General features: G+C 69.2%; 28 protein-coding genes and 2 pseudogenes. 7 read left to right on the forward strand and 23 right to left on the reverse strand.

The features are described from left to right. Positions 1-56: 56 nt before the first annotated feature. Positions 57-1,361, reverse strand: coding sequence for an acetyl-CoA C-acyltransferase (locus AC1RRV_RS21850; RefSeq protein WP_492861757.1), 1,305 nt, complete (start codon positions 1,359-1,361; stop codon positions 57-59). A 160-nt stretch (positions 1,362-1,521) separates the two neighbouring features. On the opposite strand from AC1RRV_RS21850, the gene hemF reads away from it, so the two are divergent. Beyond that, positions 1,522-2,409, forward strand: a complete 888-nt coding sequence (gene hemF / locus AC1RRV_RS21855; protein ID WP_492861758.1) for an oxygen-dependent coproporphyrinogen oxidase — start codon at positions 1,522-1,524, stop codon at positions 2,407-2,409. A 7-nt stretch (positions 2,410-2,416) separates the two neighbouring features. Here hemF and AC1RRV_RS21860 read toward each other — a convergent pair whose 3' ends face one another. The 7 genes from AC1RRV_RS21860 to AC1RRV_RS21890 form a co-directional block, all read right to left on the reverse strand. Continuing rightward, positions 2,417-3,073, reverse strand: coding sequence for an Isoquinoline 1-oxidoreductase subunit (locus AC1RRV_RS21860; protein WP_492861759.1), 657 nt, complete (start codon positions 3,071-3,073; stop codon positions 2,417-2,419). Positions 3,074-3,118: 45 nt separating this feature from the next. Beyond that, complete coding sequence (locus tag AC1RRV_RS21865) at positions 3,119-3,829, reverse strand: glutamine amidotransferase-related protein (protein WP_492861760.1); 711 nt, start codon at positions 3,827-3,829, stop codon at positions 3,119-3,121. A 32-nt stretch (positions 3,830-3,861) separates the two neighbouring features. After that, the gene (locus tag AC1RRV_RS21870; RefSeq protein WP_492861761.1) at positions 3,862-5,115 is read right to left on the reverse strand and encodes a CCA tRNA nucleotidyltransferase; all 1,254 of its coding nucleotides are present in this window, start codon (positions 5,113-5,115) and stop codon (positions 3,862-3,864) included. An 82-nt stretch (positions 5,116-5,197) separates the two neighbouring features. Continuing rightward, positions 5,198-5,848 (reverse strand): CoA pyrophosphatase, encoded by a 651-nt coding sequence (locus AC1RRV_RS21875; RefSeq protein WP_492861884.1) that lies wholly within the window; start codon positions 5,846-5,848, stop codon positions 5,198-5,200. An 11-nt stretch (positions 5,849-5,859) separates the two neighbouring features. Continuing rightward, a complete protein-coding gene (locus tag AC1RRV_RS21880; protein ID WP_492861762.1) occupies positions 5,860-6,420 on the reverse strand; it encodes a DUF1285 domain-containing protein in 561 nt (186 codons plus the stop codon). A gap of 48 nt (positions 6,421-6,468) precedes the next feature. After that, positions 6,469-6,999, reverse strand: coding sequence for a GNAT family N-acetyltransferase (locus AC1RRV_RS21885; RefSeq protein WP_492861763.1), 531 nt, complete (start codon positions 6,997-6,999; stop codon positions 6,469-6,471). Positions 7,000-7,059: 60 nt separating this feature from the next. Next, complete coding sequence (locus AC1RRV_RS21890) at positions 7,060-7,104, reverse strand: hypothetical protein (RefSeq protein WP_199743377.1); 45 nt, start codon at positions 7,102-7,104, stop codon at positions 7,060-7,062. Positions 7,105-7,200: 96 nt separating this feature from the next. Here AC1RRV_RS21890 and AC1RRV_RS21895 point away from each other — a divergent pair, with 96 nt between their 5' ends. Together AC1RRV_RS21895 and AC1RRV_RS21900 are read left to right on the forward strand one after the other, a co-directional pair. Next, positions 7,201-8,460 carry an MFS transporter gene (locus tag AC1RRV_RS21895; RefSeq protein WP_492861764.1) on the forward strand — a complete coding sequence of 420 codons (1,260 nt, stop codon included), beginning with the start codon at positions 7,201-7,203 and terminating at the stop codon, positions 8,458-8,460. 1 nt (position 8,461) lies between these two features. Further along, positions 8,462-8,568: pseudogene (locus AC1RRV_RS21900) on the forward strand (hypothetical protein); the annotation flags it as partial. Between the two features lie 2 nt (positions 8,569-8,570). Here AC1RRV_RS21900 and AC1RRV_RS21905 read toward each other — a convergent pair. Continuing rightward, positions 8,571-9,050: a GNAT family N-acetyltransferase gene (locus AC1RRV_RS21905; RefSeq protein WP_492861765.1), complete on the reverse strand. Its 480-nt coding sequence runs from the start codon at positions 9,048-9,050 to the stop codon at positions 8,571-8,573. Between AC1RRV_RS21905 and AC1RRV_RS21910 the strand changes: the two genes are divergently transcribed. Together AC1RRV_RS21910 and AC1RRV_RS21915 are read left to right on the forward strand one after the other, a co-directional pair. Then, positions 9,037-9,390: a TfoX/Sxy family protein gene (locus tag AC1RRV_RS21910; protein WP_492861766.1), complete on the forward strand. Its 354-nt coding sequence runs from the start codon at positions 9,037-9,039 to the stop codon at positions 9,388-9,390. The two genes, AC1RRV_RS21905 and AC1RRV_RS21910, sit on opposite strands and share 14 nt — an antisense overlap. A 6-nt stretch (positions 9,391-9,396) precedes the next feature. After that, positions 9,397-9,512 (forward strand): annotated as a pseudogene (locus AC1RRV_RS21915) (hypothetical protein); the annotation flags it as partial. Here AC1RRV_RS21915 and AC1RRV_RS21920 read toward each other — a convergent pair. The 7 genes from AC1RRV_RS21920 to AC1RRV_RS21950 all read right to left on the reverse strand — a co-directional run bounded on the left by AC1RRV_RS21920 (position 9,506) and on the right by AC1RRV_RS21950 (position 14,659). Then, positions 9,506-10,363, reverse strand: coding sequence for an SDR family oxidoreductase (locus AC1RRV_RS21920; protein ID WP_492861767.1), 858 nt, complete (start codon positions 10,361-10,363; stop codon positions 9,506-9,508). The pseudogene AC1RRV_RS21915 and the gene AC1RRV_RS21920 overlap by 7 nt on opposite strands. Next, positions 10,360-10,875, reverse strand: a complete 516-nt coding sequence (locus AC1RRV_RS21925; RefSeq protein WP_492861768.1) for a hypothetical protein — start codon at positions 10,873-10,875, stop codon at positions 10,360-10,362. Before AC1RRV_RS21925 ends, AC1RRV_RS21920 begins: the two co-directional genes overlap by 4 nt. Next, positions 10,875-11,846 (reverse strand): SDR family NAD(P)-dependent oxidoreductase, encoded by a 972-nt coding sequence (locus AC1RRV_RS21930; RefSeq protein WP_492861769.1) that lies wholly within the window; start codon positions 11,844-11,846, stop codon positions 10,875-10,877. The genes AC1RRV_RS21925 and AC1RRV_RS21930 overlap by 1 nt, the downstream gene beginning before the upstream one ends. Positions 11,847-11,881: 35 nt before the next feature. After that, complete coding sequence (locus tag AC1RRV_RS21935; RefSeq protein ID WP_492861770.1) at positions 11,882-12,298, reverse strand: DUF3995 domain-containing protein; 417 nt, start codon at positions 12,296-12,298, stop codon at positions 11,882-11,884. Between the two features lie 3 nt (positions 12,299-12,301). Continuing rightward, entirely contained in the window at positions 12,302-13,072 is a 771-nt protein-coding gene (locus AC1RRV_RS21940) for an enoyl-CoA hydratase (RefSeq protein WP_492861771.1), read from the reverse strand. Continuing rightward, positions 13,069-13,512, reverse strand: coding sequence for a MarR family winged helix-turn-helix transcriptional regulator (locus tag AC1RRV_RS21945; RefSeq protein ID WP_492861772.1), 444 nt, complete (start codon positions 13,510-13,512; stop codon positions 13,069-13,071). The genes AC1RRV_RS21940 and AC1RRV_RS21945 overlap by 4 nt, the downstream gene beginning before the upstream one ends. 61 nt (positions 13,513-13,573) lie before the next feature. Next, positions 13,574-14,659 (reverse strand): MBL fold metallo-hydrolase, encoded by a 1,086-nt coding sequence (locus tag AC1RRV_RS21950; RefSeq protein ID WP_492861773.1) that lies wholly within the window; start codon positions 14,657-14,659, stop codon positions 13,574-13,576. Between the two features lie 164 nt (positions 14,660-14,823). On the opposite strand from AC1RRV_RS21950, the gene AC1RRV_RS21955 reads away from it, so the two are divergent. Beyond that, positions 14,824-16,173: a hypothetical protein gene (locus AC1RRV_RS21955; RefSeq protein ID WP_492861774.1), complete on the forward strand. Its 1,350-nt coding sequence runs from the start codon at positions 14,824-14,826 to the stop codon at positions 16,171-16,173. Positions 16,174-16,231: 58 nt separating this feature from the next. Here the strand turns inward: AC1RRV_RS21955 and AC1RRV_RS21960 are convergent, their stop codons facing one another. After that, positions 16,232-17,773 (reverse strand): acetolactate synthase large subunit, encoded by a 1,542-nt coding sequence (locus tag AC1RRV_RS21960; protein ID WP_492861775.1) that lies wholly within the window; start codon positions 17,771-17,773, stop codon positions 16,232-16,234. A gap of 118 nt (positions 17,774-17,891) precedes the next feature. Here AC1RRV_RS21960 and AC1RRV_RS21965 point away from each other — a divergent pair, with 118 nt between their 5' ends. After that, positions 17,892-18,533 carry a lysoplasmalogenase gene (locus AC1RRV_RS21965; RefSeq protein ID WP_492861776.1) on the forward strand — a complete coding sequence of 214 codons (642 nt, stop codon included), beginning with the start codon at positions 17,892-17,894 and terminating at the stop codon, positions 18,531-18,533. On the opposite strand, the gene AC1RRV_RS21970 is transcribed toward AC1RRV_RS21965, so the two are convergent. The 6 genes from AC1RRV_RS21970 to AC1RRV_RS21995 all read right to left on the reverse strand — a co-directional run bounded on the left by AC1RRV_RS21970 (position 18,520) and on the right by AC1RRV_RS21995 (position 25,165). Beyond that, positions 18,520-20,319, reverse strand: a complete 1,800-nt coding sequence (locus AC1RRV_RS21970) for a feruloyl-CoA synthase (protein WP_492861777.1) — start codon at positions 20,317-20,319, stop codon at positions 18,520-18,522. The genes AC1RRV_RS21965 and AC1RRV_RS21970 overlap by 14 nt on opposite strands. A gap of 30 nt (positions 20,320-20,349) precedes the next feature. Then, a complete protein-coding gene (locus AC1RRV_RS21975) occupies positions 20,350-21,582 on the reverse strand; it encodes an RNA polymerase sigma factor (protein WP_492861778.1) in 1,233 nt (410 codons plus the stop codon). A 6-nt stretch (positions 21,583-21,588) separates the two neighbouring features. After that, positions 21,589-21,939: a YciI family protein gene (locus AC1RRV_RS21980; RefSeq protein WP_492861779.1), complete on the reverse strand. Its 351-nt coding sequence runs from the start codon at positions 21,937-21,939 to the stop codon at positions 21,589-21,591. A 101-nt stretch (positions 21,940-22,040) separates the two neighbouring features. Further along, a complete protein-coding gene (locus AC1RRV_RS21985) occupies positions 22,041-22,385 on the reverse strand; it encodes a YciI family protein (RefSeq protein ID WP_492861780.1) in 345 nt (114 codons plus the stop codon). Positions 22,386-22,488: 103 nt separating this feature from the next. Next, the gene (locus AC1RRV_RS21990; RefSeq protein WP_492861781.1) at positions 22,489-23,823 is read right to left on the reverse strand and encodes a dihydroorotase; all 1,335 of its coding nucleotides are present in this window, start codon (positions 23,821-23,823) and stop codon (positions 22,489-22,491) included. A gap of 109 nt (positions 23,824-23,932) precedes the next feature. Then, entirely contained in the window at positions 23,933-25,165 is a 1,233-nt protein-coding gene (locus AC1RRV_RS21995; RefSeq protein ID WP_492861782.1) for a glycosyltransferase family 9 protein, read from the reverse strand. Positions 25,166-25,191 lie beyond the last annotated feature (26 nt).

Below are 25,191 nucleotides of genomic sequence, written 5' to 3' on the forward strand. Positions count from 1 at the left end.
CTTCGACATCGCCGTCGTCGCCCTGATCTTCACGGCCCTGACCTGATTCCAGGGCCTTACGCGCTCTCCAGCAGCATCATCGTGCCCTGACCGCCGTCGGCGCAGATGCTGACGACGGCCCGCTCGCCCTTCGGACGGGCAGCCAGCGCCTTCACCGCCTGGCTGAGGATCCGCGCGCCGGTCGCCCCGAACGGGTGGCCGAGGGCCAGGCTGCCGCCGTGCGGGTTCATGCGATCGCGCGGGAATTCTCCGAGCGACGCCGAAACCCCGGCTTTCTCCGCCAGGAACTTGGCGCTTTCCCAGGCGGCGATATGCGACAGCACCTGGGCCGCGAAGGCCTCGTGAATCTCCCATAGCGACACATCGGCATAGGTCATGCCGTTGCGAGCCAGCAGACGCGGCACGCCATAGGCCGGAGCCATCAGCAGACCCTCGTGCTTCAGGTCGATCGAGGTGACCTCGTGGTCGACGATCCGCACTCTCGGGACCTCGGACGGCAGGCGGCCCATGCCCGCCTCGGACCCGACCCAGATCGCCGCCGCCCCGTCGGTCAGGGGCGAGGAATTGCCGGCCGTCAGCGTGCCCTTGCCGCTGGTCTTGTCGAAGGCCGGACCCAGCTTGGCCAGCTTCTCCAGCGTCGAATCCTTGCGCGGAATGGTGTCGCGCTTGGCGCCGCCGATCGGAATGACCAGGTCGTCGAAGAAGCCGCTCTCCCAGCCCCTCACCGCGCCCTGGTGGCTGGCGAAGGCGATGGCGTCCTGGTCGGCGCGCGACAGGTTCCAGTCCTTGGCGGTGATCTCGGTGTGCTCGCCCATCGACAGGCCCGTGACCCGGTTGGCGACCTTGGGAATGAAGAGCCTGACGTCCTTCAGGTTCAGCGCGCTCAGCGTGTCGAGCCGCTGGCCCGCCGTTTTCGCGCCCTGGAACTTGCGGATCCAGTCCGAGAGGGCGACCGACAGGCCGATCTGCACCCGGCTCATGCTCTCGACCCCGCCGACCAGGGCGAGGTCGCGGCCCCGCCCGTCGATCATTCCGGCCGCCTGGATCGCGCCGATCATGCTGGTCGAGCAGGCCATCACCGTCGAGAAGGCCGGAATGGTCGGGTCGGCGCCGGCGTCCAACAGCACCTCGCGGGCGATGTTGCTCCAGGTCAGGTTCGGGATGACCGTCCCCCAGACCGCGAAGTCCGGCCGAGCTCCCTTTTCCAGCATCGCCTTGACCACCGGAACCGATAGCTCGATCGCGTCATACGAGGCCAACGGCCCATCGACCTTGGCGAACGGCGTGCGGACCCCGGCGGCCAACCACACCGACGAGGACGGGGCGGAAGCCTTGGAAACGGTCGATTTGGCGGCGGGCATGGACGTGAACTCCGAAGACACGGCAAGCTCGGCCTATATGGGGTTTCACCAGGCTTCTTGTCGAATATCACCATGACCTGGCGCAACTTCGCCCTCCGGTCCGCTCCTTAGGCGCGCGACCCTATTTGCACGCGGGCGCGCGGGGGATTAATCGGCAGGCATGAGCACCGATCAAGACCTCGACACCCAAGCGCTCGACACCAAGAAGGCCCGCGCCCGGACCTGGTTCGAAAGCCTGCGCGACCAGATCTGCGCCGCGTTCGAGCGCCTGGAGGACGAGGCCCCGGCCGACCTCTATCCGGGCCAGCCCGGCCGCTTCGAGAGGAAGCCCTGGGACCGTCCGGCCGGCGGCGGCGGCGTCATGGGCATGATGCACGGCCGGCTGTTCGAGAAGGTCGGCGTCCATGTCTCGACGGTGCACGGGACCTTCACGCCAGAAATGGCCAAGACCGTGCCCGGCGCGGCCGAGGATCCCCGGTTCTTCGCCACGGGCGTCAGCCTGATCGCGCACATGACCAATCCGCGCGTGCCGGCCGTGCACATGAACACCCGCTTCATCGCCACGACCAAGAGCTGGTTCGGCGGCGGCGGCGACCTGACGCCCCTGCTCGGCTACCAGCGCAGCCAGGACTTCCCGGACGCGATCGACTTCCACGCCGCCTACCAGCGCGCCTGCGACAAGTACGATCCGGCCTGGCACGCCAAGTACAAGGCCTGGTGCGACGAGTACTTCTTCCTGCCCCACAGGAACGAGCCGCGCGGCGTCGGCGGCATCTTCTACGACCATCACGACAGCGGTGACTGGGAGCGGGACTTCGCCTTCACCCAGGACGTCGGCCGGGCGTTCCTGGAGGTCTATCCCGACCTCGTCCGCCGCCGCATGGGCGAGGCCTGGACGGCCGACGAACGCGAGCAGCAGCTGGTTCAGCGCGGCCGCTACGTCGAGTTCAACCTGCTCTACGACCGCGGCACGATGTTCGGCCTGAAGACCGGCGGCAATGTCGAGTCGATCCTCAGCTCGATGCCGCCGACGGTGAAGTGGCCCTAGGGATCAGCTAGGCCTTCGGGCACTTGGCTCCGGTGTCGATCCACGCCTTGATCAGCTCGCCGAACTGAGCCTGCGTGCCGGGCGCGGCGGCGCGGCCCGCGCCGGGGTTCCAGGCCCAGCCGACCAAGTGATCCTGGGCCATGTGGTGGTGCAGCTCGGCCATCGACTTGCCGCCATTGGTCGCCGGGTTCTTGATCTGGCCGCAGATCGCGCCCAGCGACTTGCCCTGCCAGGCCATCTCGGCCGGGGCCAGGGCCCATTTCGGATCGCCGGGGATGCTCTTGATGTCCTGACCCCAGGTCGGGACGTTGGCCGGGCCATGGCACGAGAAGCACGGCATGCCGGCCGGACCGTGGCCGCTGTCGCCGGCCACCATCGGCGGATTGTGCGGGCGCAGGCCGTTCCCCTGCGTCGGGGCGCGCTGAACCGGGTGGCAGTTCATGCAGCGCGGGCTCTGGATCACCTTGCCCGCTTCCTGGAACAGGGCGACCGAGCGCGCGGCCGGATCCGCGATCGACTGGAAGCTGGCGGCGGTTTTCAGCGCGACCGGCGCCGACTTGGCGGTCTCAGGGGCGGCCTGGACGCTGGCGACGACCGCGCCGGCGGCGGCCAAGGTTCCGGCCAGGATCACGCCAGTCACGAAACGGGTTGGGGCGATACGCATGGGCGTTCCTCGGGAAAGTCCCGACAGGAACGCTTCAGCTTGATCCTAGGTTTCCTGGCCCGTCTCCTGAGCCAGGAACCGGCCGATCCATTGCGCCATCCGCGCGCGGTCGTTCTCGGCGCTCAGGCTGGCGATCGCCGCATCGGCCTGTTCGTCGGTGAAGCGGGTTCCGCGCCGCGCCTCGATCAGCGCCTTGGCATAGGCCGGGGTGAATTCCGGGTGGAACTGCATCGAGATGGCCTTGGCGTCGTCATAGGCCAGGACGCCATAGGGCGTGAACGCGCTGCCCGCCAGGACCCGCGCCCCGGAGGGCAGCTCCACCACCTGGTCCTGGTGCGAGCCCGGCACGGCCACATGGCCGGCGTCGTCCATCCAGGGCTCGCGCTCGGAAACCGCATAGGCCTGCAGGCCCACGCCCCAGCCCTTGTCGGACTTGATGACCTTGCCGCCGAACGCCTCGGCCATGATCTGGTGGCCGAAACACACCCCGACCAGCGGCGTCTCGCCCTTGGCCTGGCGCAGGAAGGCCTTCAGCGGCTCGATCCACGGCAGCGGGTCATAGACCCCGGCCGCGGATCCCGTGATGAGATAGGCGTCGTTCTCGTCCGGATCGGCCGGCAGCTCGCCCTTCTGGACGTCGTAGACGCGGTAGCTGTGTTCGGGTCCCAGCAGATCCTCGAACATCGCGGCATAGCTGCCGTATGTCTCCGCGAGGTCGCCCGGCGGATTGCCGGTCTCGAGCAGGCCGATCTTCAAGACACGCCTCCGAACAACAGCAGCACGGGCACCTAGTAGACCATCCCCTGGGCGACGGCCTTCAGGCGTTCGATAGCGCTGAACTTGTCCTCGATGAAGTCCTGGTCAATCCACCAGAGCTCGACCTCGCGCCTCACCTCTCCGACCAGCGGCCCCTTGGGCACGCCCGCCTTCATGATCTCCTCGCCCGACAGCGGGAAGGCCGGCGGCGTCCAGGTTTCGGCCAGGGCCAGCAGGGCCCGCCACTGCGGCGCGGTCGAGGCGCGGCCCGAGCCGGCCCAGGCCAGCTTGATCCGGTCGCAGAAGGCGCTGACGCCCAGGCCGTAGACGGCGCGGCGGGCCTCGCGCGGGCTCATCCACGAGACGACACGCGGATTCTTGCCGACCGCCTCGACGATCCGGTCACGGTGGTTGTTCGGCAGGCGCAGGCGTTCGGCCACCTGCTCGGCGACCTTGGTGTCGTCCGGGATCAGGGCGGCCAGGCGCAGGACCGGGTCGTTCTCGAACAATTGCTCGGTCTCGATGGCGACCAGGGACTCGAAGCGGGCCAGCGACTTCACCGACGGCAGGATCGAGGACAGCACGCTGGTGGCGGCCATCAGGCGGAAGGCCGGGCGCGGATCGTCCGCGGCCAGCATCTTCATCAGCTCCTTCTGGGTGCGCTCGGCGGCGCGGCCCGAGACCATGCCCTTCAGCGCCTTGCAGGCGGCCAGGGCCTTCTGGTCGGCCTCGCCCTTGCCGTACCAGGCCTGGAACCGGAAGAAGCGCAGGATGCGCAGATAGTCCTCGCGGATGCGGGTCATCGGATCGCCGACGAACACCACCTTGCCGTCGCGGGCGTCTTTGACGCCGTGACCCGTCGGATCGTAGAGCCGGCCCTCGATGTCGGCATAGAGGGCGTTGAAGCGGAAGTCGCGACGCTCGGCGTCCTGGACCCAGTCCTGGGTGAAGGCCACCACCGCCCGGCGGCCGTCGGTCGAGACGTCCTTGCGCAGGGTGGTGATCTCATAGGGCTTGCCGCCCGACAGCGCCGTGATGGTGCCGTGGTCGACGCCGGTCGGGATGGCGCGCAGGCCGGCCTGCTCCAGGGCCTCGATGATCAGGTCGGGCGTCAGGGTGGTGGCGATGTCGATGTCGTCGATCGGCTTGCCCATCAGGGTGTTGCGCACGCAGCCGCCGACGAAGCGGGCGCAGCCTTCGCGGCCACGCGCTTCCAAGGCGGCGATCACCGCCTTGGTCTCCGGAAGCGTCATCCACGGCGCGGGGCCGATCGATCCAGTGCTCAAAACGCCCGACTCCAGAACCCAACTCATCAAGGGGCGACATAGTTAGGATAGATGACGCCCGCGTCACCAGTCACGAAACACCCTATTCGGAGGGTTGCGAGCCGACTTCGTCGTAAAGCGCCTCGTAAAGCGACCGCAGCATCCCCGCCGTCGCGCCCCAGATGAAGCGGTCGTTCCAGGGCATGGCGTAGAAATGCCGACGCTCCCCGGCCGGGGTCTCGCGATGCTGACGCTGGTGATTGACCGGATCCATCAGGAACTCGAACGGCGTCTCGAAGACGTCGGCCACTTCCTCGGGGCTGGCCACGAAGGTCGCCTTCGGGTCGATGAAGCCGACCACCGGCGTGACGTGGAAGCCCGTCACCGTCTGGTAGCCGTGCAGCAGGCCCGCGACCGTGACCAAGGCCGGATCCAGCGCCACCTCTTCCTGGGCCTCGCGCAAGGCCGTGCCCCAGGGCGTCTCGCCCGGATCGCAGCGGCCGCCGGGGAAGGCGATCTGGCCCGTATGGCTGCGCAGGGTGTCGGAGCGGCGGGTCAGGAGCACTGTCAGGCCGTCCTCGTGCTCGACCAGCCCGACCAGCACGGCGGCCGGACGCAGGGCGTGCGGATTGTCAGCCCTCAGGCCCGGATTGAGGTCGAAGTCCGACTTCTTGGGATTGGCCAGGCTGGGATCGTAGTCCGAGATCGGATGCAGGCGGCTGGTGATCCAGGCGCGGCGCTCTTCGCGCTTCAAGTCCGTGGGCGTCATGCCAAGGTCGCCCCGGGCGGAGCGATCGGGAAGAAGGCGCCGTTCGAGGTCACGCCCCAGACGCCATCCGCCTCCGTCGCCATCTCGGCCAGTTCGTAGAACACAGGGCGCGCGATCAACGCCTCCAGGCCCCGACGGACATGGACATAGGGGCGCGGCTCACCGGTTTCCGGATCGATCTCGACACGGATCCTGTTCTCCGGACCCGCCGCGACCGTGTCGCCGACATTAGTCTGGAAGATCAGCGCCTCACCCTCACGGTCGACGCGGGTGGCGATGAAGGGCGCGTCCTCGACGGTGATCTTCATCTTCTCGACCGGCGTGACCAGGTGATAGCCGTCCGGATCGAGGCGCAGCACGGTCGAGAACAGGCGCACCAGGGCCTCACGGCCGATCGGCGTACCCTCGTGGAACCAGACTCCGTCCTTGCGGATGCGGATGTCGATCTCGCCGCAGTGGGCCGGGTTCCACAGATGCACCGGCGGCAGGCCGCGCTCGCCCGCCACCTTGGCGGCCTGGGCTACGCCTTCCAGTCCGGGTTTGGGCGCGTCGGTCATCATTGATCAGTTAGGCCGTTGGGCCCGCTGGCTCAAGCGAGAGCCGGCTCAAGCGCGCGGATCGATCGCCACGAGACCCGACAGGCCCTCGTCCCCAGCCGCCTTCAACGGCAGCAGCAGCACGCGGCGCTGATCCACCGGACCCGGCATGACGACGCCAGCCGTATGGGCGTTGGTGAAGCCGACCCGTCCGAAATAGGGGCCATCGCCGACCAGCAGCACCGCGCGCCAGCCGGCGGCGCGAGCGGCTTCGCAGGCGGCCTCGACCAGGGCCTGGCCCAGGCCCGCGCTGCGCTCGTTGGAATCCACCGCCAGCGGCCCCAGGAACGCCACCGGCTCGCCGCCGATCGTCACTGGCCACATGCGCACGCAGCCGACCGGCGCGCCGGCGCGCATGGAGACGAACGAGCAGTCATGCAGCAGGGTGTTGCCCTCGCGCAGGCGCTCGGACGACTTGGCGAAGCGGCCCGGGCCGAACGCCCGGTCGATCAGGGCGGTGACAGCGGCCTCCATCGCCGGGGTCTCGTGGACCAGCGGCGGATAGGCGGGCTCGGGAAGGGTCTTGGGAACAGAGGTCATCGGCCTTCGGGAAATGCGAAAGAACGTCGGGGGCTCCCGACGCGAAGGCGCGGGAGGGCGTCAGATCGTGGCGCGTTCGCGCGTCATTCGTCGCAGGCGTCGCATCGCCCAAACCTCCAAAGGATGGGCGCGCTGTAGGGCCAAGCCTTTCTCAGGTCAATAACGTTGCGGTGCGGCAGGAGCGCCCTATGTTGCGACCCAATGTCCGAGCCCGCCGAAGACCCCGCCCCCGACACCTCTACCCGCGCCCTGTTGCGGGAACGTGACTTCCTCCTCTTCTGGGCGGCGCGGTTCGTCTCCACCCTGGGCGTGCAGATCCAGTCGGTGGCCCTGGGCTGGCAGGTCTACGCCATCGCCCGCCTGACCCGCTCGGTCGGGGAATCGGCCTTCCTGGTCAGCATGATCGGCCTGGCGCAGTTCCTGCCGCTGTTCCTGCTGACCCTGATCGCCGGCGAGACGGCCGACCGCCGGACCCGCAAGCTGATCGTCGCCACCACCCTGGCCCTCGACGCGGTCAGCGCCGCCGTCCTGCTGACCCTGGCCCTGATGGGTTCGCATCAGCTGTGGCCGATCTTCGCGATCTCGGTGCTGTTCGGCGCCAGCCGCGCCTTCCTCTCGCCCGCCAGCAGCGCCATGGGGCCGATGCTGGTGCCGCGCCCGCTGCTGCCGCGCGCCATCGCCTGGCAGTCGCTGTCCTGGCAGGCCGGTTCGATCGTCGGCCCGGCCATCGGCGGCCTGCTGCTGATCCATTCCCCCGGCCTGGCCTTCGGCGCCGCGTTTGTCCTCTACCTCTCGGCGGCCCTCTTGGCCCTGTCGATCCGCAAGCCGACCAGGCCCGAAACCCAGCCCGGTTCACGCGTCGAGCTGATCAAGGAGGGCCTGTCCTACGTCTGGAACAACAAGATCGTCTTCGGCTCGATCTCGCTCGACCTGTTCGCCGTGATCCTGGGCGGCGCCACGGCGCTGCTGCCGGTGTTCGCCAAGGATGTGCTGCACATCGGGCCCGGAGGCTTTGGCCTGCTGCGCGCCGCGCCGGCGATCGGGGCGACCGTGGTCGGGATCTACCTGGCCAGCAGCCCGATCCGCCGCCACGCCGGCCGCATCATGTTCGCGGGTGTCGCGGTATTCGGCCTGGCCACGGTGGTGTTCGGCCTGTCGAAGCTGGTCTGGCTGTCGGTCGTGGCCTTGGCCGTCCTCGGCGGCGCCGACATGCTGTCGGTCTATGTCCGCCAGACCCTGGTCCAGATCGTCACGCCCGACGCGATGCGCGGCCGCGTCGCCGCGGTCTCGGGCGTGTTCATCAGCGCCTCCAACGAGCTGGGCGAGGTCGAGAGCGGCGCGGCGGCCTGGCTGCTGGGACCCATCGGCGCGGCGGTGTTCGGCGGGGTCGGGGCCATGGCCGTGACGGCGCTCTGGGCCTTCCTGTTCCCGGACCTGCGCAAGGCCGACCGGCTGGAGTAGTGCGTCCTTCGAGGCTCGGCTTCGCCTCGCACCTCAGGATGAGGAACGCTGTACTGAATTCCTCATCCTGAGGCGCCCGCTCCTAAGCGGGCCTCGAAGGACGCAGGGCCTCAAGAACCCGCCAGCTTGCGGATCCCATCACCCGTCAGCCGGCGGATCAGCCACTGGTCCATCGAGGCCGCCCCCAGGCTGTCATAGAAGGCGATCGACGGCGCGTTCCAGTCCAGGACCGACCACTCCAGGCGGCCGAGGTTCTCGTCGACGCAGCGCTTGGCCAGATTGGCCAGCAGCGCCTTGCCCGCCCCCGAGCCGCGCGCCGACGGCCGGACGAACAGGTCCTCCAGCCAGATCCCGTGCCGGCCGACGAAGGTCGAGTAGTTGTAGAACCACAGGGAGAAGCCCACCGGTTCGCCGTTGACCTCGGCGATATCGGCGAAGGCGCGCGGATTGTCGCCAAACAAGGCGGCGGCCGTGTCGGCCTCCGTTGCCTGGACCGTATCCAGCAGCTTCTCATAGTCGGCCAGATCGAGGATGAACTGGTGGATCAGCCCCGCGTCGGCGGGCGTGGCGGAGCGGATGGAAACGGGCATGGCGGTCTCTGCGGACTATCGGGACTTCGTTCTGGAACAGCTGGCGCCCCTGGGCCAGGTCAGCGCGCGCCGGATGTTCGGCGGAGTCGGCCTCTATGCGAATGGCCTGTTCTTCGCCCTGATCGACGACGACGTTCTCTACCTGAAGGGTGATGACGCGTTGAGGCCGGAGTTCGAGGCCGCCGGCTCGCACGCCTTCGACCCGTTCGGCGAAGGCAAGCCGATGGCCTACTGGTCCGCGCCGGCCGAGGCCCTGGACGACCAGGACATCCTGCTAGAGTGGTCGCGGAAATCGCTGGAGGTGGCGGCCCGCAAGGGGGCGGCGAAGAAGAAGCGGTAGCCCCGTGCGTCCTTCGAGGCTCGGCTTCGCCTCACACCTCAGGATGAGGGACGCAGTACAGCCTTCCTCATCCTGAGGTGCGCGCTCGTGAGCGCGCCTCGAAGGACGCAGGGCGTCACCCGATCTTCACCCCCGGCGGCGGCTGGCTGCTCTCGGGCACGAAGAAGTCCGGCATCAGGGTCGCGGCCGGATCGACCCTGTACCGGTCGAAGTCGCGGACGCCCTCGCCGTAGAGGAACGTATCGTCGATCAGGAAATTGCCGCTGAATTCCCGCGACGGCTTGTTGAAGATCGCATGGGCCGCGTCGGCCATGATCTCGACCGTACGGCATTGGCGCAGGCCCTCCTCGCCGGTCAGGGCGAACTGGATGGCGGCGGTGGCGATGCCGGTACGCGGCCAAAGGGCGTTGAAGGCGATCCCGTCGGACTTGAACTCCTCGGCCATGCCGAGCACGCACATCGACATGCCGAACTTGGCCATGGTGTAGGCCACGTGCGAGCCGAACCAGCGCGGCGACATGTCCAGCGGCGGCGACAGCATCAGGACGTGCGGGTTCTCGGCCCTCTTCAGGTGCGGGATGCAGGCCTTCGAGGTCAGGAACGTGCCGCGTGTGTTCACCTGATGCATCAGGTCGTAGCGCTTCATGTCGGTGGACAGGGTTCCGGTCAGCGAGATGGCTGAGGCGTTGTTCACGCAGATGTCGATGCCGCCGAACTGGGCCACCGCCTTGTCGACCGCCTCCTGGACACTGGCCCCCTCCCGCACGTCGACGACCAGCGGCAGGGCCTGGCCTCCCGCCGCTTCGATCTCGGCTGCGGCGCTGAAGATGGTGCCGGGCAGCTTGGGATGGGCCTCGGCCGTCTTGGCGGCGATGACGATATTGGCCCCGTCGCGCGCGGCGCGCAGGGCGATGGCCAGGCCGATGCCGCGCGAGGCGCCGGTGACGAATAGCGTTTTACCCTTGAGGCTCATGCCGGTTCTCCACGCGCTTTGATCAGGCCAATGCCGGCGCAGACAAAGGCGGCGATGAAGCTCATCTTCGCCACGTGCGCGACGGGACCGTGATCCTTCAGTGCGACGCCGACAAGGCCGATCACGAGCGCCGCGATCCAGAGGCCGGCGGAGATCCGGAAAACCTTGGCCCGTAGCAGGTCCAGGCTCCAGATCACCATGCCGATCGACCAGACGCTGGAGGCGATCATGTACGAGGCCTCGCCGAAGATCTGGGCTGACGAAGTCCGGACCAGCATCACGCCCAGCACGGCCAGGGCGAAGCCGACAAGCCCCAGTACGCCAGCCGTGCGACGGCTCGCCGACCAGACGCCCAGCATGCCGAACAGCAACAGCAGGTCGATGATCACGTAAACGAGGTGCGGCCACGGCTGGACGAGGCGCGGATAGATCAGGAACGGAGCGACGATGTCGATGGCCGCGCCGATGATCGTGGCGAGCCCCGCGAGACGCAGGACGGAACGACCCCGCATCAGGCGCCGGCTCCGGTCGTCTTCACCGACAGCTCCCACAGACGGTCGGCCGCCTCGGGGTCGAGCGCGTGGGGCATGACGCCGTTCCAGGGACGCTCCTGGCTCCACGGGACGGCCTGGTTGCAGTCCTCCAGATAGAGCCCGCCCACGCCCTCCAGCTCATCGCCGACGGCGGCCCAGACGCTGGTGGCCGCGCCCTGCTCGGTGGTCTTGAAGCCCTCGCGCGGCTTGTCGTTCTCGTCCAGCCAGCCCATGGCCCGCTGCTCGTCCAGGCTCATGTGTCGCTGCAGCGGGGTCATGATGCCGCCGGGCATGACGGCGTTGGCGCGCACGCCCTGGTCTTTGAAGCGCTTGTCGAAGCCGACCGCGAACAGGCTGTTGGCGGTCTTGGCCTGACCGTAGCTCTCCCACTTGTCGTAGGGCCGCTCGTTGTAGTTCGGGTCGTCGAAATTCACGCCCGAACGGCGGTGGCCGATCGAGGACAGCGACACCAGCCGCGAGATCTTGCCGGAAGCCTTGGCGCCGGCGACCAGGTTGGGAGCCAGCAGCGCCGACAGCAGGAAATGACCGAAGTGGTTGGTGCCGATCTGCATCTCGAGACCATCGGCCGTGCGGGCCAGCGGACAGGCCATGACGCCGGCGTTGTTGATCAGAAGATTGATCGGCCGGTCGCCCCAGACGTGGGCGAAGTGGCGGATCGAATCGAAGCTGGAGAGGTCGAGCATGGCGAAGCTGACCCGCTTCATTCCGACGCCGAGATTGATCTCGTTGGCGATCTCCTCGCCGAGCTCCGGCTTGCGGGCGGCGATGATCACCTCCGCGCCGGCCTCGGCCAAGGCGCGCGCCGTCTCGACGCCGATGCCGGTGGCCGCGCCCGTGACGATGGCGACCTTGCCCGACAGGTCATGGCCGGCGACGACCTCGCGCGCCGTCGACTTCGCCCCGAAGGGCGAGGTTATGCGATCGCTCATGATGTTCCTCCCTCGTAGTCTTCTTGTCCGGAACGCTACAGCTGGATGGCGAGAATTCCCAAGGCGATGGCCAGGCACAGCGGGCCGTAGGCGCGGCGATTGAGCCGCCAGAACGGCGTGCCCTCGGCATAGCGGAAGGCGGCGGGGACATAGGTCGCCACGCCTCGCCCGGCGAAGACCGCGAACAGGGCCCAACGCGCGACCCTCAGCCAGGGCTCGAACGGCGTCGGCGGAAAGATCGTCGCCAGGACGAGACCGCCGCCGACCGCCAGGGCCAGGGCGACCGCGGCGCTGGCCGCCAGGCTCGGCGCCTTCATGCCGCGCGTGCGGCCCACGACGCGCTCGACCATCGAGGTCTCGTCATGCCCCGGCCAACGTCCGCCGAAACCCCAATAGAGGTGGACGGCCGCCAGGACGAACAGGACCCCGGCGATCAGCAGAGCCGCCAGCACGGCTTAGCCGACCTTGCTGAAGTCGGGCGCGCGACGCTCGGCGAAGGCCATGAAGGCCTCGCGGGCCTCGGCGGTCTGCAGACGGGCGGCGAACTCGGCGCCCTCGGTGTCCATCAGGGCGGCGATCTTCTCGGCGTCGCGCATCAGGCGCTTGGTGACGGTCAGGGCGCCCAGGGGGCGCGTGGCCAACTGGTCGGCGGCGGCGCGGGCGCGGGCGCGCAGGTCGCCGAGCTCGACCGAGCCGTTGGCGATGCCCCAGGCCACCGCCGTGCCGCCGTCAATGGCTTCGCCCAGGGCGAACATGGCGTAGGCGCGGGCGTGGCCGATACGGGCCGGCAACAGCCAGCTGGAGGCGGCCTCCGGCACCAGGGCCAGATTGACGAAAGGGACGGTCAGGCGCGCGTCCGGCGTCACGAACACCAGATCGCAGTGCAGCAGCATGGTCGTGCCCACGCCCACGGCCTGGCCCTGAACGGCCGCGACCAGCGGCCGGGTCGCGTTGGCCAGGGCCTTGAGGAACCGGCCCACGTGGCGTTCGCCCGTGAAGGCGCCGGTGGCCTGGGCGGCGAAATCCTGCAGGTCGTTGCCGGCCGTGAAGCTGTCGCCGTCGGCCTGGAAGACCACGACGCGGATCGCCGGGTCGTTCTCGGCCGCTTCCAGGCTGTCGGCCAGCACGCCGTACATGGCGTTGGACAGGGCGTTCTTCTTCTCCGGTCGCGCCATGGTGAGGGTCATCACGCCGGCGTCGATCTCGACCTTGATGTGGTCGGTCATTGGGGATCTCCCTTGGGCAACTTGGTCTGCAGGCTGGAGAGCCAGCGCGCGACCACGCAAATCTCGTCGTCCGTGAAACCCTCGGTCAGGTGGGCGTTGATGCCGTCGAGGCCCGCCTTCGCGTGCTCGCGGGCGGCGCGGCCCTTGTCGGTCAGGTGCAGGCGCATGGCCCGGCCATCCTTGGGGTCGGCGCGACGCTCGACCAGCTCGGTCTTGGTCATGCGGTCGATCAGGCCGGTCATGGCCGAGGGCGCCAGGTCCAGGGCGTCGGCGGCCTCGCCGATCAGCGCCCCGTCCTTGTCGCCGAGATAGAACAGCACGCCCGACTGGGCTGCGGTCAGCCCGCCCTTGGCGGCCATCTTGCCTTCGATCCAGCGCTGGACGCGCCGATGGCCGGCGTTGAGCAGGAAGATGAGGCGGCGGTCGGCGGGCACGGACATGTTAGCCAGCCTATATTTCACATGCGAAATGTCAAACGGCCGTTTTTAGGCTTGGCTAAAATTAATCGGCGCTGGAAATCGCCGCGTACCAGGCCACGCCCTCGCCATCGAGTTCACGCCGCACGCGACCCCGGCCGATCAGGCAATTGAGGTGCGCCAACGCCTCGCCCGTGGCCATGCCCAGAAGGTCAGCGCCGATCTGCCGGGCGAACAAGGCCCCGAAAGTGTCGACCACCCGCTTGGGCTCGGCCAGCTTCTTTTCCAGGCGCGCGAGCCCTCGCTCGTGCCCAGAGATCAGGCCGTCGATCCGGGTGTGCAGCCCCTCGAACGGATCGTTGTGGGCCGGCAGCACGATCACCTCGTCGGGCACGGTCGCCTTCACCTTGGCCAACGACCGCAGCCAGTCGCTCAACGGATCGGCGTCCGGCTCGGTCGGGAACACCGAGACGTTCGACGAGATGCGCGGCAGCACCTGATCGCCGGAGATCAGCAGGTTCAGTTCCGGGCACCACAGGCAGGCATGGTCCGGCGAGTGCCCCTGCCCCGTCACCACCCGCCAGGTCTTGCCGCCGATCTCGAAATCCTCGCCGTCCGACAGCCGGCGATAGCTGTCTGGCAGGGCGTAGATCGCCTTGCCGAAGCCCCCGAAGCGGGCCTTGTAGTTCTCGATGGCGTCCTCGTCCCAGCCGGCGGCGTGGAAGAACTTCACCCCGTCCTCGGGCGCCTCGCGGCCGGTGTCGGCCACCAGCATGCGGCACTGGAAGTATTCCAGCCGGGTCATCCAGAGCCGGCAGTCGAACTTGCGCGTCATCCAGCCAGCCAGGCCGACATGGTCGGGATGAAGGTGCGTGCAGATCACCCGGGTGATCGGCTTGCCGCCGAGGGCGCCGGCGAAGGCGTTGCGCCACGCCTGGCTGGTCTCGCGGGTCTGAACGCCCGTGTCGACCACGGCCCAGCCCTCGCCGTCGGCGATCGCCCAGACATTGATGAACTGCAGCGAGCCGCCCAGCGGCATCCGCAGCCAGAGGACGCCCGGCGCGACCTCGACCGCCTCGCCCGAGCCCGGCTCCGGCGCGGTCTCGAACGGGTAGACCAGCCGTCCCTTTTTCGGCTCGCCCACCGCTTCGTCTTCGAATCCGTCGCGCATTCCGTTTCCCTCAGGCCCCGTTCAACCGGCGCTCGCCCTTGATTTGACCCATTTTTTGCGTCCAGACCCAGTCATCATCGCGCCCAGGTCGGACGGTATCTTGACCCCTGATGCAAGCACGCGCTTATGTCCGCGCGAGGAAATCCACCCAGGAGATATGACCCATGAGGCCTTTTGCGATCGGACTGACGGCCGCACTCGCGCTCGCCATTCTGACCCCTGCCGCTGTCATTTCGGCGCAGAAGGAAGAGAAGGGCAAGCCCGCCGTCGACGCCAAGGCGCGCGAAACGGGTATGAAGGAAGCCCCGGCGCTCATCCAAGCCAGCGGCGCGGGCTGCACGGTTTCGGACGCTCGCTTCATCGGCGAGGACAAGAAGGCCGCCGCTCGCTACTACGAAGTCGCCTGTAACGAGGGCATGGGCTTCGCGCTCATCGCCAAGAAGGACGTGGCGCCGCAGGTCTTCACCTGCCTCGAGTCGAGCACGCCGCTGGCCGACGGCAAGAAGGGCGGCCTCGCCTGCGTCCTGCCGGGCAACGCCAATTCGAACGCGGCCCTGGTCCCGTTCGTCAAAAAGGGCGGCGTGACCTGCGACGTCGAGAACGCGCGCGCCATCGGCTCCGGCGCCAAGAACTCGTACTTCGAAGTCGCCTGTAAGGGCGGCGCCGGCTACGTGGTCCAGACCGTCGCCCCGATGAACCTCAACGGCGACGTCACCGTGAACAGCTGCCTGCTGTACGAAGAAGGCGGCAATGTCAGCTGCAAGCTGACCAACCGCGAAACCCAGCTGCAGGTGGTCAACACGCTGAACGTCGCGGCCGCCGCGGCGGGCACCAAGTGCGACATCAAGGACAAGCGCTACGTCCTCAGCACCAAGAACGACAACTACTACGAAGTCGCGTGCCAGGACGGTAAGGGCTACGTCTACCAGCAGACGGCGGCCACCAGCGCCTTCGCCCGCGTCATCCCCTGCGCCCAGGCCGGCTTCGTCGGCGGCGGCTGCACCCTGACCGACGCCGTGGCCGCTCTGACCGAGCAGGCCGGCTTCTACACCAAGCTCGCCGCCAAGGCCGGCTTCCCCTGCGACGTCGAGAAGTACGGCATGCTGCCGACCAACGACCCGAAGAAGGAAATCGTCGAGCTGAAGTGCAAGAACAGCGACGTCGGCGCCATCGCCGTATTCACCGCCACCGGCGGCACGGTCTATGACTGCCTCACGTCCGAGATGAACGGCTTCCGCTGCAGCTTCACCAAGAAGGACACGCAGTACGCCCGCCTGACCAAGGATCTGGTCGGCTTCAACAAGGCCTCGTGCCAGGTTTCGGACGCCCGCATCATCGGCTCGACCGACACCGAGGGCTTCGTCGAAGTCGCCTGCTCGGACGGCCTGCCGGGTTGGGTCCTGGGCTATCCGGTTGGCGTCGCCAAGCCGGCCGCCAAGGAGTTCCTGTCCTGCGCCCAGGCCAAGGGCATCGGCGGCGGCTGCAAGCTGGCGACCAACAAGGTCAAGGGCTGATCCAGCCTGACACCTGAATGAAGAAGCCCGCCGGGAGCGATCCCGGCGGGCTTTTTTATTACCCCATCGCCGCTTCGATCAGGCGTGGGCCGGGCGCCGCCATGGCCCGGGCGAAGGCGTCGTCGAACGACTCCGCGGTTTCGACGCGCTCGGCGGCCATGCCCATGCCTTGCGCCACCTGAACCCAATCGATGCGCGGGTCGCCGAGGTCCAACAGCCTCGAGGCCGCCGGACCCGGATTGCCGGCGCCCGTGCGCCCCAGCTCGATGCCGAGGATCCGATAGGCGTGGTTGGCGAAGACCACGACGGTGACGTCCAGCTTCTCGCGGACGATCGTCCAGAGCCCCTGCACCGTGTACATGCCCGCGCCGTCGCCGGTCAGGGCCAGGACCTTGCGGTCAGGACACGCCACGGCCGCGCCGATGGCCAGCGGGATGCCCTGGCCGATCGCGCCGCCGGTCAGGGAGAGCCACTCGTGGGCCCGCGCCGCGCGGGTCTGGGTGAAGATCGGCAGGCCGGCGGTCACCGCGTCATCCGAGATGACGGTGTCGGCCGGCATGTGTCGCGCCACCGCGGCGCCGATGGCCCAGGCGTCGAGGCGACCGGCCGGAGCGTCGGGCGCGGCATACGCTTCGACCGCACCCGCCGCCGGCGCGCCCAAGGCGTCGGCCAGGGCGTTCAGCGCCGCCGCGGCGTCGACCTCGCGTCCGCACAGGCTCTCGACCGAGCAGCCTTCGGGGACCAGCACGCTGGGTCGATCGGGATAGGCGAAGAAGGCGACCGGGCGCTGGGTCGAGACCAGCACCATCAGGTCGACGCCCTCCAGGTCCTTCAGGGCCAGTTCGCCGAAATAGGGCAGCTTGTCGGGACGGAACCGGCCCTCGCCCCGCGACTGGCGGGCGGTGAAGGTGTCGGTCAGCACGCGGACGCCATGGGCGGCCAGACGCCCGGCGGCGGCCAGGGCGGCCTCGCCACAGGCGCCGGCACCCAGCAGCAGCACGGGCTTCCTGGCGAAGCCCAGGGCCTTGGCCACGGTGTCGATCGCGGTCTTGTCGGGCTGGGCGAAAGGCGGTGGCGTCACGACGGGCCCCTTCACGGTCGCCTCGTTCCAGGCGGCGTCGGCGGGCAGGATGAGACAGGCGTTGCCGCCGGGCGTTCCGTAGCTGGCGACGATGGCCTCGGCGGCCAGCGGCCCGACACTGTCGGCGCACTCGGCCGACTTGACCCACAGCGCGTTGGGCGCGGCCATGGCGGCGATGTCGCTGTTCAGCGGCGCGTCGAAGCCGCGGTGATAGGTGGCGTGGTCGCCGACGACATTTACGATGGGGGTGTACGCCCTCCGGGCGTTGTGCAGATTGGCGGCCCCGTTGGCGTAGCCGGGCCCCAGGTGCAGCAGGGTGCAGGCGGGCTTGCCGGTCATGCGGCCATAGCCGTCGGCCGCGCCGGTCGCGACGCCCTCGAACAGGCAGAGCACCGAGCGCATGCGTGGCTCGCGGTCCAGGGCCGAGACGAACTGCATCTCGCTGGTGCCCGGATTGGCGAAGCAGGCGGTGACGCCGTTGTCGGCCAAGGTGGTGATCAGGGCGTCCGCGCCGTTCATGGTCTTCTCCGTACCGCTATGCCCTTTCCTACCGACATTTCGGGAGAGCCCTCAACACGATTGCGTCGAAGCGGGTCGCTGTCGCAGTCTGTCCGGCAAAATCGGGGGAAAACGTTCCATGCAGGGAATGAGCGCGGCCGCGCGGTGGACACTGATCGCGTCGGTGATCGCCGGCGTTAGCTATGTGGCGACCTGGAAGCTCGACTTGCCGCCCGGGATCGAGACGGTCTGGAAAGGCGCCGGCGTCGTGCTGCTGGCGGTCCACGCGGCGCTGCGAGCTCGGAGCCTCGACGGCTGGCTGCTGGTCGCGGTGATGGCGCTCGGCGCGGGCGGCGATGTTCTGCTTGAGACCCACGGCCTGATGATCGGCGCGGTGTCGTTCATCCTGGGCCACATGGTCGCCACCGCGCTTTATCTGAACCATCGCAAGCCGGGCTCCCTCGTCCCGCTGGCGCTGATCCCGGTCGTGGTCGGGATCTCCTACTTGCTGCCGCACGACCGTGGCGGCGCCCCGGGGGTCGCGCTCTACAGTCTGTTCCTCGCCGTCATGGCCGCCACGGCGCTGATGAGCCGCTTCCCGCTGAAGACGGTCGGCGTAGGAGCGCTGATGTTCGTGGTCTCGGACCTCCTGATCTTCGGCCGCCTGGGGCCGCTGCCCGACAACCTGATCGTCGGTCTGGGCGTCTGGGGGCTCTACTATTTCGGCCAGATGCTGATCTGTCTGGGGGTAGCCAAGGCGCTCGAACCTAAAACCGCATGACCCCTTCGTCCGGCGCCTCGGCGAACAGGCGCTCCAGCTCCCGGGGCCGTCGGTCGCGGGCCATGGCCTGGTTGATATAGCCCTTGTCGGTCAGCTCGCCGCTGGCCGCGTCGGGCGCGCCGTCCAGGATCAGGGCGCGGGCGATCCGGCCGCCGCCTTTGGCCGTCGCATTCAGGCGCGTCAGCCCCTCGACGACCGCCGCCTTTACCGCCTCGGCGTCGCCCAGCCGTTCCGCGGCCTTGGCGTCGAGGAACAGCATCAGGCCGACACCCGCCTGCCCCTCGCCGCAGACCACCGCGTCGGAGACCACCCCGCCGATCGCCGACACCGCCGCCACCCGCAGGGCCCCGGCCGCCACGAAGGTGCCGCTGGCCAGCTTGAAGTTCTCGACCAGGCGACCGTCGAACACGAGGCCCGCCGCCGGGTCCTCCGGGTCGGCCAGCCGGGCGGCGTCGCCCAGCCGGTAGAAGCCCTCCTCGTCAAAGGCCTGCTCGGTGGCTTCAGGCTGGTCCAGATAGCCGGGCGAGACCTGGGGTCCCTTCACCCGGATCTCGAACTTGCCGCCATCGCCCGCCGGCACGAGCTTCACCGAAGTGCCCGGCGTCGGCAGGCCGACCATGCCCGAGCGGGCGTTCAGCCAGTGGATGTTGCAGGCGGTCGGGCCGGTCTCGGTCGCGCCATAGCCGGCCGCGAAGGTGATCCGCTGGCCGATCGTCCGCACCGCCACGGCCTGGACCCGATCCAGGATCGACTGGGCCATTGAGGCGCCGCCGTACTGCAGCACCCGGACCTTCTCGAAGAACTTCGCCGCCAGGGCCTCGTCGCGCTCCAGCTCGCCGACGAACATCGCCCAGCCCGCCGGGACCATGTTGTGATAGGTCGGGGCCACTTCGCGCAGGTTGCGAACGGTCTCGGCGAAACGGCCAGCCACCGGCTGGCCAGCGTCAATGAACAATGTCCCGCCCCGGTGCAGCACCATGTGCAGTATGGCGTTGGCGCCCAGGCTGTGGCTCCAAGGCGCGGAATTGACCAGCACCGGCGGCTCGGGATCGGCGTAGCAGGCTTCGATCTGGGCAGCGTTCAGCGCGATGTTGGCATGGGTGCAGACCACCGCCTTGGGCCGTCCCGTCGAGCCCGAGGTCAGCAGCAGCTTGGCGACGTCATCGGGCCGGGCGAGCGGCGCGAGCGGCGCGCTCTTCAGAAGCTCTTCGAAGGCGATATCGCCCGGCCGGGCATTGCGGCTCGCCACGACCGGCAGCCCCACCAGGAACGGCGCGGCCAGGGCGTCGGCGAAGGCCTCGGCGTCATCGGCATAGACGACGGCGGGCTTCAGGCGCTCGACTGCGTGCTGCAGGCGCGTCAGGTCCGCGCCCTTCAGGCCGTACTGCGGCGAGACCGGCGCGGCCGGCGCGCCCAGGCTCATGGCGGCATAGGCGATCAGGGCGTGGTCGATACCGTTGCGGGCCAGGATCAGCAGCGGCTGGCCGCGCGCGAGACCCAGGCCCGCGAGCCCGCCGGCCAGCGCCTCGACCCGCGTCTTGGCCTCGGCGTAGCTCACCGTCCGCCAATCGTCGCCCTGCTCCCCATTGGTCCGCTCCGCCAGCCAGACCCGATCCGGCGCCTCGACAGCCCACCGCGCCAGCGGCTCGGTCGTGGTCCGCACGGCGTCCGAATAGGGCATGGGATTGCGCAGGATCAGCGTGTCGCCGCGCCGCTCGACCTCCAGCGCGCGGGGCGCGTAGCGGGCGTCGCGAAAGGGGGCGGTGTTGGGGGTCGATCCGTCCATCGCCCCTTATCCCGCGCCGCCAACGCTTGTTCAATCCGTCGCGAGCGCCGCGCGACGACGTTGCAGCCACATCCGCTCGGCCGGGCCGGGATCGAGGGCCAAGGCCAGATCGTAGGCCTCGCCCGCTTCGCCCGCCCTGCCCAGCCGCGCCAGGAAATCGGCCCGCGCGGCGTGATAGGGCCCGAAGTCCTTGAAGGTCGTCGGATCGAGCCGCTCGATCTCGGCCAGGGCGGCGGCCGGTCCCGCGACCTCGGCCAGGGCGACGGCGCGGTTCAACCGCACCACCGCGTCGCCGCGATAGGTCAGTAGGGCGTCGTACAGCGCCAGGACCTCTGGCCACGGCGCGGGTTCGTCCAGGCCGCGCCGCGCGCACCAGACGGCGTGGATCGCCGCCTGCACTTGCCGGGGGCCGGGCCGCCCCAGCTTGGCGGCCCGATGCAGCAGGATCTCGGCTTCGTCGATCAGCGACCGCCGCCAGAGGCTGGGATCCTGTTCCGACAGCGGAACCATCGCCCCACCCTCGTCCAGGCGTCCCGGCCGTCGGGCCTCGGCGTAACGGACCAGGGCCGCCAGCCCCAGACACTCGGGCTCGCGCGGCAGCAGCTCGACCAGGGTCGCGGTCAAATCCAGCATCTCGCGGGCATAGCCGGCATGGGCCCCGGCCCCAGCCGCGTCCTCATGGGCCTTGGCGTAGGCGACTTCGAGCGTCGAGAGCACCGCGCCCAGGCGCTCCGGCCAGGCTTCGGGGCCTGGGACCTCGAAGCCCACCCCGGCCTCGGCGATCTTGCGTTTGGCCCGCACCAGGCGCTGGGCCAGGGTCGGCTCGCTGACCAGGAAGGCGCGGGCGATCTCGGGGGTGGTCAGGCCGCAGACCAGGCGCAGGGTCAGGGCGGCGCGGACCTCGGGCGCCACGGCGGGGTGACAGCACACGAAGATCAGCCGCAGCCGCTCGTCGGGGATCAGGCGATCGTCGCTGGCCATCAGCTCCTCCGCCGAGGGTTCGGGCGCGGGCGGGTCGGGGACCAGACGCTGGCGGGTGCGGCGACGTCGGACAGCGTCCAGGGCCGACCGACGAGCCACGGCGTAAAGCCAGGCGGCCGGATCGCGAGGGGCGCCGTCCTTGGGCCAAACCGCCGCCGCCCGCGCGCAGGCCTCGGCGAAGGCGTCCTCGGCCAGGTCCAGGTCGCGGAACTGGGCGGCCAGGGCGGCGATCACTCGCCCCCCAGCCTCCCGCGCCGCCCGGTCGAGGAGCGCGTCCGTCACCCCTGGTCAGCCCTCATCGATCATCGGCCGGACCTCGATCGAGCCGTCGCCGGCCAGCGGCAGCTTGCGGGCCCAGGCCAGGGCCGCGTCGAGATCCTCGGCCTCGATCAGGTAGAAGCCGCCCAACTGCTCCTTGGACTCGGCGAATGGACCGTCGTGCAGGCCGTACTGGCCGCGGCTCTTGCGCACCGTGGTGGCGGTGTCGGCGGTCTTCAGGCCGGCCCCGCCCCGCAGGACGCCCTTGGTCGCCAACTCGCCGGCGAAGGCCTGGTGGGCCTCGATGATGGCCTTCCAGGCGCGGCCGTCCTCGTCGCGATACTGGGCTTCGTCCTCATAGATCAGCAGAGCGTATTGCATGGCTTCGATCCTCTTTCGGTCACGCCAGGGCGAGGTCGCCCTGGCTTCCGGACGAGAGACGCGCCGGCCGGACCGGGTTCGACAAAGTCCGTCGCGATTTTTTACATCGCCGGCCGCACCTCGACCTTGCCGCCGGGGGTCAGGGGGACCTTGCGCGCCCAGTCGAGCGCCGCGTCGATGTCAGCGACATCGATCAGGTAGTAACCGCCCAGCTGTTCCTTGGTCTCGGCGAACGGGCCGTCGTGGACGCTGTGGCCGTCATCTTCCTTGAAGAGGGTCCTGGCGGTCGCCACAGGCTGCAGCCGCGCGGCGCTCCAGGTCACGTTCTGGGCGCCGAATTCGGCCTGAAGCTGGGCATGGCCGGCCATGATCTCCGGGATCTTCCCGGCCGCCGCGGCCTTCGCGAATTCGGCTTCGACGCCATAGATCAGCAGCAGGTACTTCATCGCCATCTCCTCGAAACACGGCGCCCATCGCGCCGTCTGGCGGAGAGACGCGCGACCTTGGCCGGAATCGACAGGGGCTGGCAAAAAGTTTTCGGCGGCCAGATCAGCCCGCCAGGGTCTCCAGGAACCGCACCGGCTCGCCGCGCCCTTCGGCGACGATCTCGTCGTCCCGCATGACCACGATCCCGCGCACGATGGTCGCCATCGGCCAGGCCTTGGCTTCGAAACCGTCGAACGGAGTCCAGCCCGAGCGGGTGGCCATCCAGTCGTGGGTGATGGTCCGCTTGGCCTTCATGTCGACGATGGTGAAGTCGGCGTCGAAGCCCTCGGCGATGCGGCCCTTGTCGGCCAGGCCGAACACGCGGTTCACGCCATGGCTGGTCAGGTCGACGAAGCGCTCCAGGGAAAGCCTGCCATCGACCACGTGGGTCAGCATGATCGGCACCAGGGTCTGGACGCCGGGCATGCCCGAGGGCGAGGCCGGATAGGGCCGGGCCTTCTCCTCGCGGGTGTGGGGGGCGTGGTCGCTGCCCAGCACGTCGGCGATGCCGGCCTCGATGCCGCGCCAGACGCCAGCCACGTGGTCGGCCGAGCGGATCGGCGGGTTCATCTGGGCGAAGCCCTTCAGGCGCTCATAGGCCTCGGGCGCGACCAGGGTCAGGTGCTGGGGCGTGACCTCGACCGAGGCGACGTCCTTGTTCTGGGCCAGGAAGTCGATCTCTTCCTTGGTCGTCACGTGCAGGACGTGGATGCGCTTGCCGAGGTTCTTGGCGATGCGGACCAGGCGGTGGGTCGACTGCAGGGCGGCCTGGGCGTCGCGCACCTCGGGGTGGCTGGTCCAGTCGCCGGGACGGGCGAGGTGGCGGCGCTCGGCCAGGCGGTATTCGTCCTCGGAGTGGAAGGCCGCGCGGCGGTTGACGTGGCGCAGCACGTTCTCGACGCCCTCGTCGTCCTGCACCAGCAGCGAGCCGGTCGAGGCGCCCATGAACACCTTGATGCCGCAGCAGCCGGGCAGGCGCTCCAGCTCGCCCAGAAAGGTCGCGTTCTCGTGGGTGCCACCGACATAGAAGGCGTGGTCGGTGTGCATCCGGTTCTTGGCGCGCGACAGCTTGTCGGCCAGGGCGTCGGGGTCGGTGGTGGTCGGCTCGGTGTTGGGCATCTCGAACACGGCGACCACGCCGCCCAGGGCCGCGCCGCGCGAGCCGCTTTCGAGGTCCTCTTTCCACTCCAGGCCCGGCTCACGGAAGTGGACCTGGCTGTCGATCACGCCCGGCAGGACGGTAAGGCCCGTGGCGTCGAACACCTCGCCCGCCGAAGCCTGGGAGAGATCGCCGATCGCGACGATCTTGCCGTTGCGCACACCGATGTCGGCGAAGCCGCGTCCCGCGTGATTGACCACTTCGCCGCCGCGCACGATCAGGTCGAAGGTCTGGGTCATGGCGCGGCTCCTGCGTGGGTTTGAGGCGGTCTAGGAGCCCTGATCCAACCCCGCAACAACTATCCGCTCATCCCGGCGAAAGCCGGGGTCCCCCGGGGGCTCGGGCCGATCAGCCGTGCGAACCGGTTCCGCTCAGCTTCGGTCCCCGCTTTCGCGGCGAGGGGCGGCGGAGGGGGACGGCGTCTTCGAGTTCGCGGTCTTCAGCGAGAACCATCTCGACCGCGTCTTCCTGAGGCGAGACCTCCACCACCGCTTCGGCGGCGGGCTCGGGCGTGGCCTCTTCGGTCGGCGGCGCGGCCTCGGCGGCGGCGGCTTCATCGGCGAGGATCGCCTCGACCACGACTTCCTGCGGCGAGACCTCGGCCTCCGCCACGGTGCGGGCCAGCAAGGCCTTGGCGGCGCGCAGGACCGTCGCCACCGGCAGGTCGCTCATGTGGCGGATAGCCTGGGAAAGATCCGGGTCGATGGCCAGGAACTGGTCGAAGGTGCGCGGCCCCCGCACGGCCACGGTCTTGTCGCCCCAGGGGCCATAGCGACGCTCGTCGGAGGGACCGAACAGGCCGATCGTCGGCGTCCCGGCGGCGGCGGCGATGTGCATCAGGCCGGAGTCGTTGCCGATGAACAGCCGCGCCCGCTTCAGGCAGGCATAGGCGGTGAGAAGGTCGACCTTGCCGGTCAGGTCGATGCAGCGGCCTCGCGCCGAGGCCATGCGCAGCTCTTCGACCATCCGGGTGTCGTCGGGACCGCCCAGGATCAGCAGCCGCCCGCCGGCCATCGGGCCGTCCTTGTCCAGCAGCTGAGCCGCCGTCTGGGCGAAGCGCTCGATCGGCCAGACCTTGCCCACCCAATTCGAGGCCGGGCCCATGGCCAGGATCGGCCCGCCCTCACCCAGCAGCTCGTCGGCCAGCGCCTGGACGTCCGGGGTGATGTAGAGATGCGGCGCGGGCGGATCGCCCTCGAGCTTCAGGGTCCGGGCGGCGTCGACAACCTTGTGGATCACCTCGCCCGTCGATTTCTTCCAGATCGCCCGCTTGTCGCGGCGCAGGAAGAGGGCCGTGGCCGAGCCCCGCAGGTCGACGACCAGGCTCCACTTCTTGTGACGCACCTGGCGCCAGAGCTTGAACCAGTGGCCCTTCCCCTTGCCCTTGTCCTTCTCCATCACGATCACGCGGTCCAGGCCCGGCACATGGGCGAACAGCGGCGCGGCCAGGGGGCCGGCGACGATGGTGAAGCGTGCGTTGGGGATCTGGTCGGCCAGCATTTTGATCAGGCCGGACGACAGCACCGCATCACCGATGCGTGTGGCCGTGATGAAGAGAATCGGGAAGGCCCGCTGTGTCATCGGTGCATGTATAGGACGGTCAGTGA

This window comes from Caulobacter sp. GW821-FHT11E10, from assembly GCF_058808375.1.

Bases quoted from the DNA above. Each gene is read 5' to 3' on its own strand.
- AC1RRV_RS21850 (WP_492861757.1), bottom strand. From the start codon at position 1,361: ATGCCCGCCGCCAAATCGACCGTTTCCAAGGCTTCCGCCCCGTCCTCG.
- hemF (WP_492861758.1), top strand. From the start codon at position 1,522: ATGAGCACCGATCAAGACCTCGACACCCAAGCGCTCGACACCAAGAAG.
- AC1RRV_RS21860 (WP_492861759.1), bottom strand. From the start codon at position 3,073: ATGCGTATCGCCCCAACCCGTTTCGTGACTGGCGTGATCCTGGCCGGA.
- AC1RRV_RS21880 (WP_492861762.1), bottom strand. From the start codon at position 6,420: ATGACCGACGCGCCCAAACCCGGACTGGAAGGCGTAGCCCAGGCCGCC.
- AC1RRV_RS21885 (WP_492861763.1), bottom strand. From the start codon at position 6,999: ATGACCTCTGTTCCCAAGACCCTTCCCGAGCCCGCCTATCCGCCGCTG.
- AC1RRV_RS21895 (WP_492861764.1), top strand. From the start codon at position 7,201: ATGTCCGAGCCCGCCGAAGACCCCGCCCCCGACACCTCTACCCGCGCC.
- AC1RRV_RS21910 (WP_492861766.1), top strand. From the start codon at position 9,037: ATGGAAACGGGCATGGCGGTCTCTGCGGACTATCGGGACTTCGTTCTG.
- AC1RRV_RS21905 (WP_492861765.1), bottom strand. From the start codon at position 9,050: ATGCCCGTTTCCATCCGCTCCGCCACGCCCGCCGACGCGGGGCTGATC.
- AC1RRV_RS21920 (WP_492861767.1), bottom strand. From the start codon at position 10,363: ATGAGCCTCAAGGGTAAAACGCTATTCGTCACCGGCGCCTCGCGCGGC.
- AC1RRV_RS21925 (WP_492861768.1), bottom strand. From the start codon at position 10,875: ATGCGGGGTCGTTCCGTCCTGCGTCTCGCGGGGCTCGCCACGATCATC.
- AC1RRV_RS21930 (WP_492861769.1), bottom strand. From the start codon at position 11,846: ATGAGCGATCGCATAACCTCGCCCTTCGGGGCGAAGTCGACGGCGCGC.
- AC1RRV_RS21940 (WP_492861771.1), bottom strand. From the start codon at position 13,072: ATGACCGACCACATCAAGGTCGAGATCGACGCCGGCGTGATGACCCTC.
- AC1RRV_RS21945 (WP_492861772.1), bottom strand. From the start codon at position 13,512: ATGTCCGTGCCCGCCGACCGCCGCCTCATCTTCCTGCTCAACGCCGGC.
- AC1RRV_RS21950 (WP_492861773.1), bottom strand. From the start codon at position 14,659: ATGCGCGACGGATTCGAAGACGAAGCGGTGGGCGAGCCGAAAAAGGGA.
- AC1RRV_RS21955 (WP_492861774.1), top strand. From the start codon at position 14,824: ATGAGGCCTTTTGCGATCGGACTGACGGCCGCACTCGCGCTCGCCATT.
- AC1RRV_RS21960 (WP_492861775.1), bottom strand. From the start codon at position 17,773: ATGAACGGCGCGGACGCCCTGATCACCACCTTGGCCGACAACGGCGTC.
- AC1RRV_RS21965 (WP_492861776.1), top strand. From the start codon at position 17,892: ATGCAGGGAATGAGCGCGGCCGCGCGGTGGACACTGATCGCGTCGGTG.
- AC1RRV_RS21970 (WP_492861777.1), bottom strand. From the start codon at position 20,319: ATGGACGGATCGACCCCCAACACCGCCCCCTTTCGCGACGCCCGCTAC.
- AC1RRV_RS21980 (WP_492861779.1), bottom strand. From the start codon at position 21,939: ATGCAATACGCTCTGCTGATCTATGAGGACGAAGCCCAGTATCGCGAC.
- AC1RRV_RS21985 (WP_492861780.1), bottom strand. From the start codon at position 22,385: ATGAAGTACCTGCTGCTGATCTATGGCGTCGAAGCCGAATTCGCGAAG.
- AC1RRV_RS21990 (WP_492861781.1), bottom strand. From the start codon at position 23,823: ATGACCCAGACCTTCGACCTGATCGTGCGCGGCGGCGAAGTGGTCAAT.
- AC1RRV_RS21995 (WP_492861782.1), bottom strand. From the start codon at position 25,165: ATGACACAGCGGGCCTTCCCGATTCTCTTCATCACGGCCACACGCATC.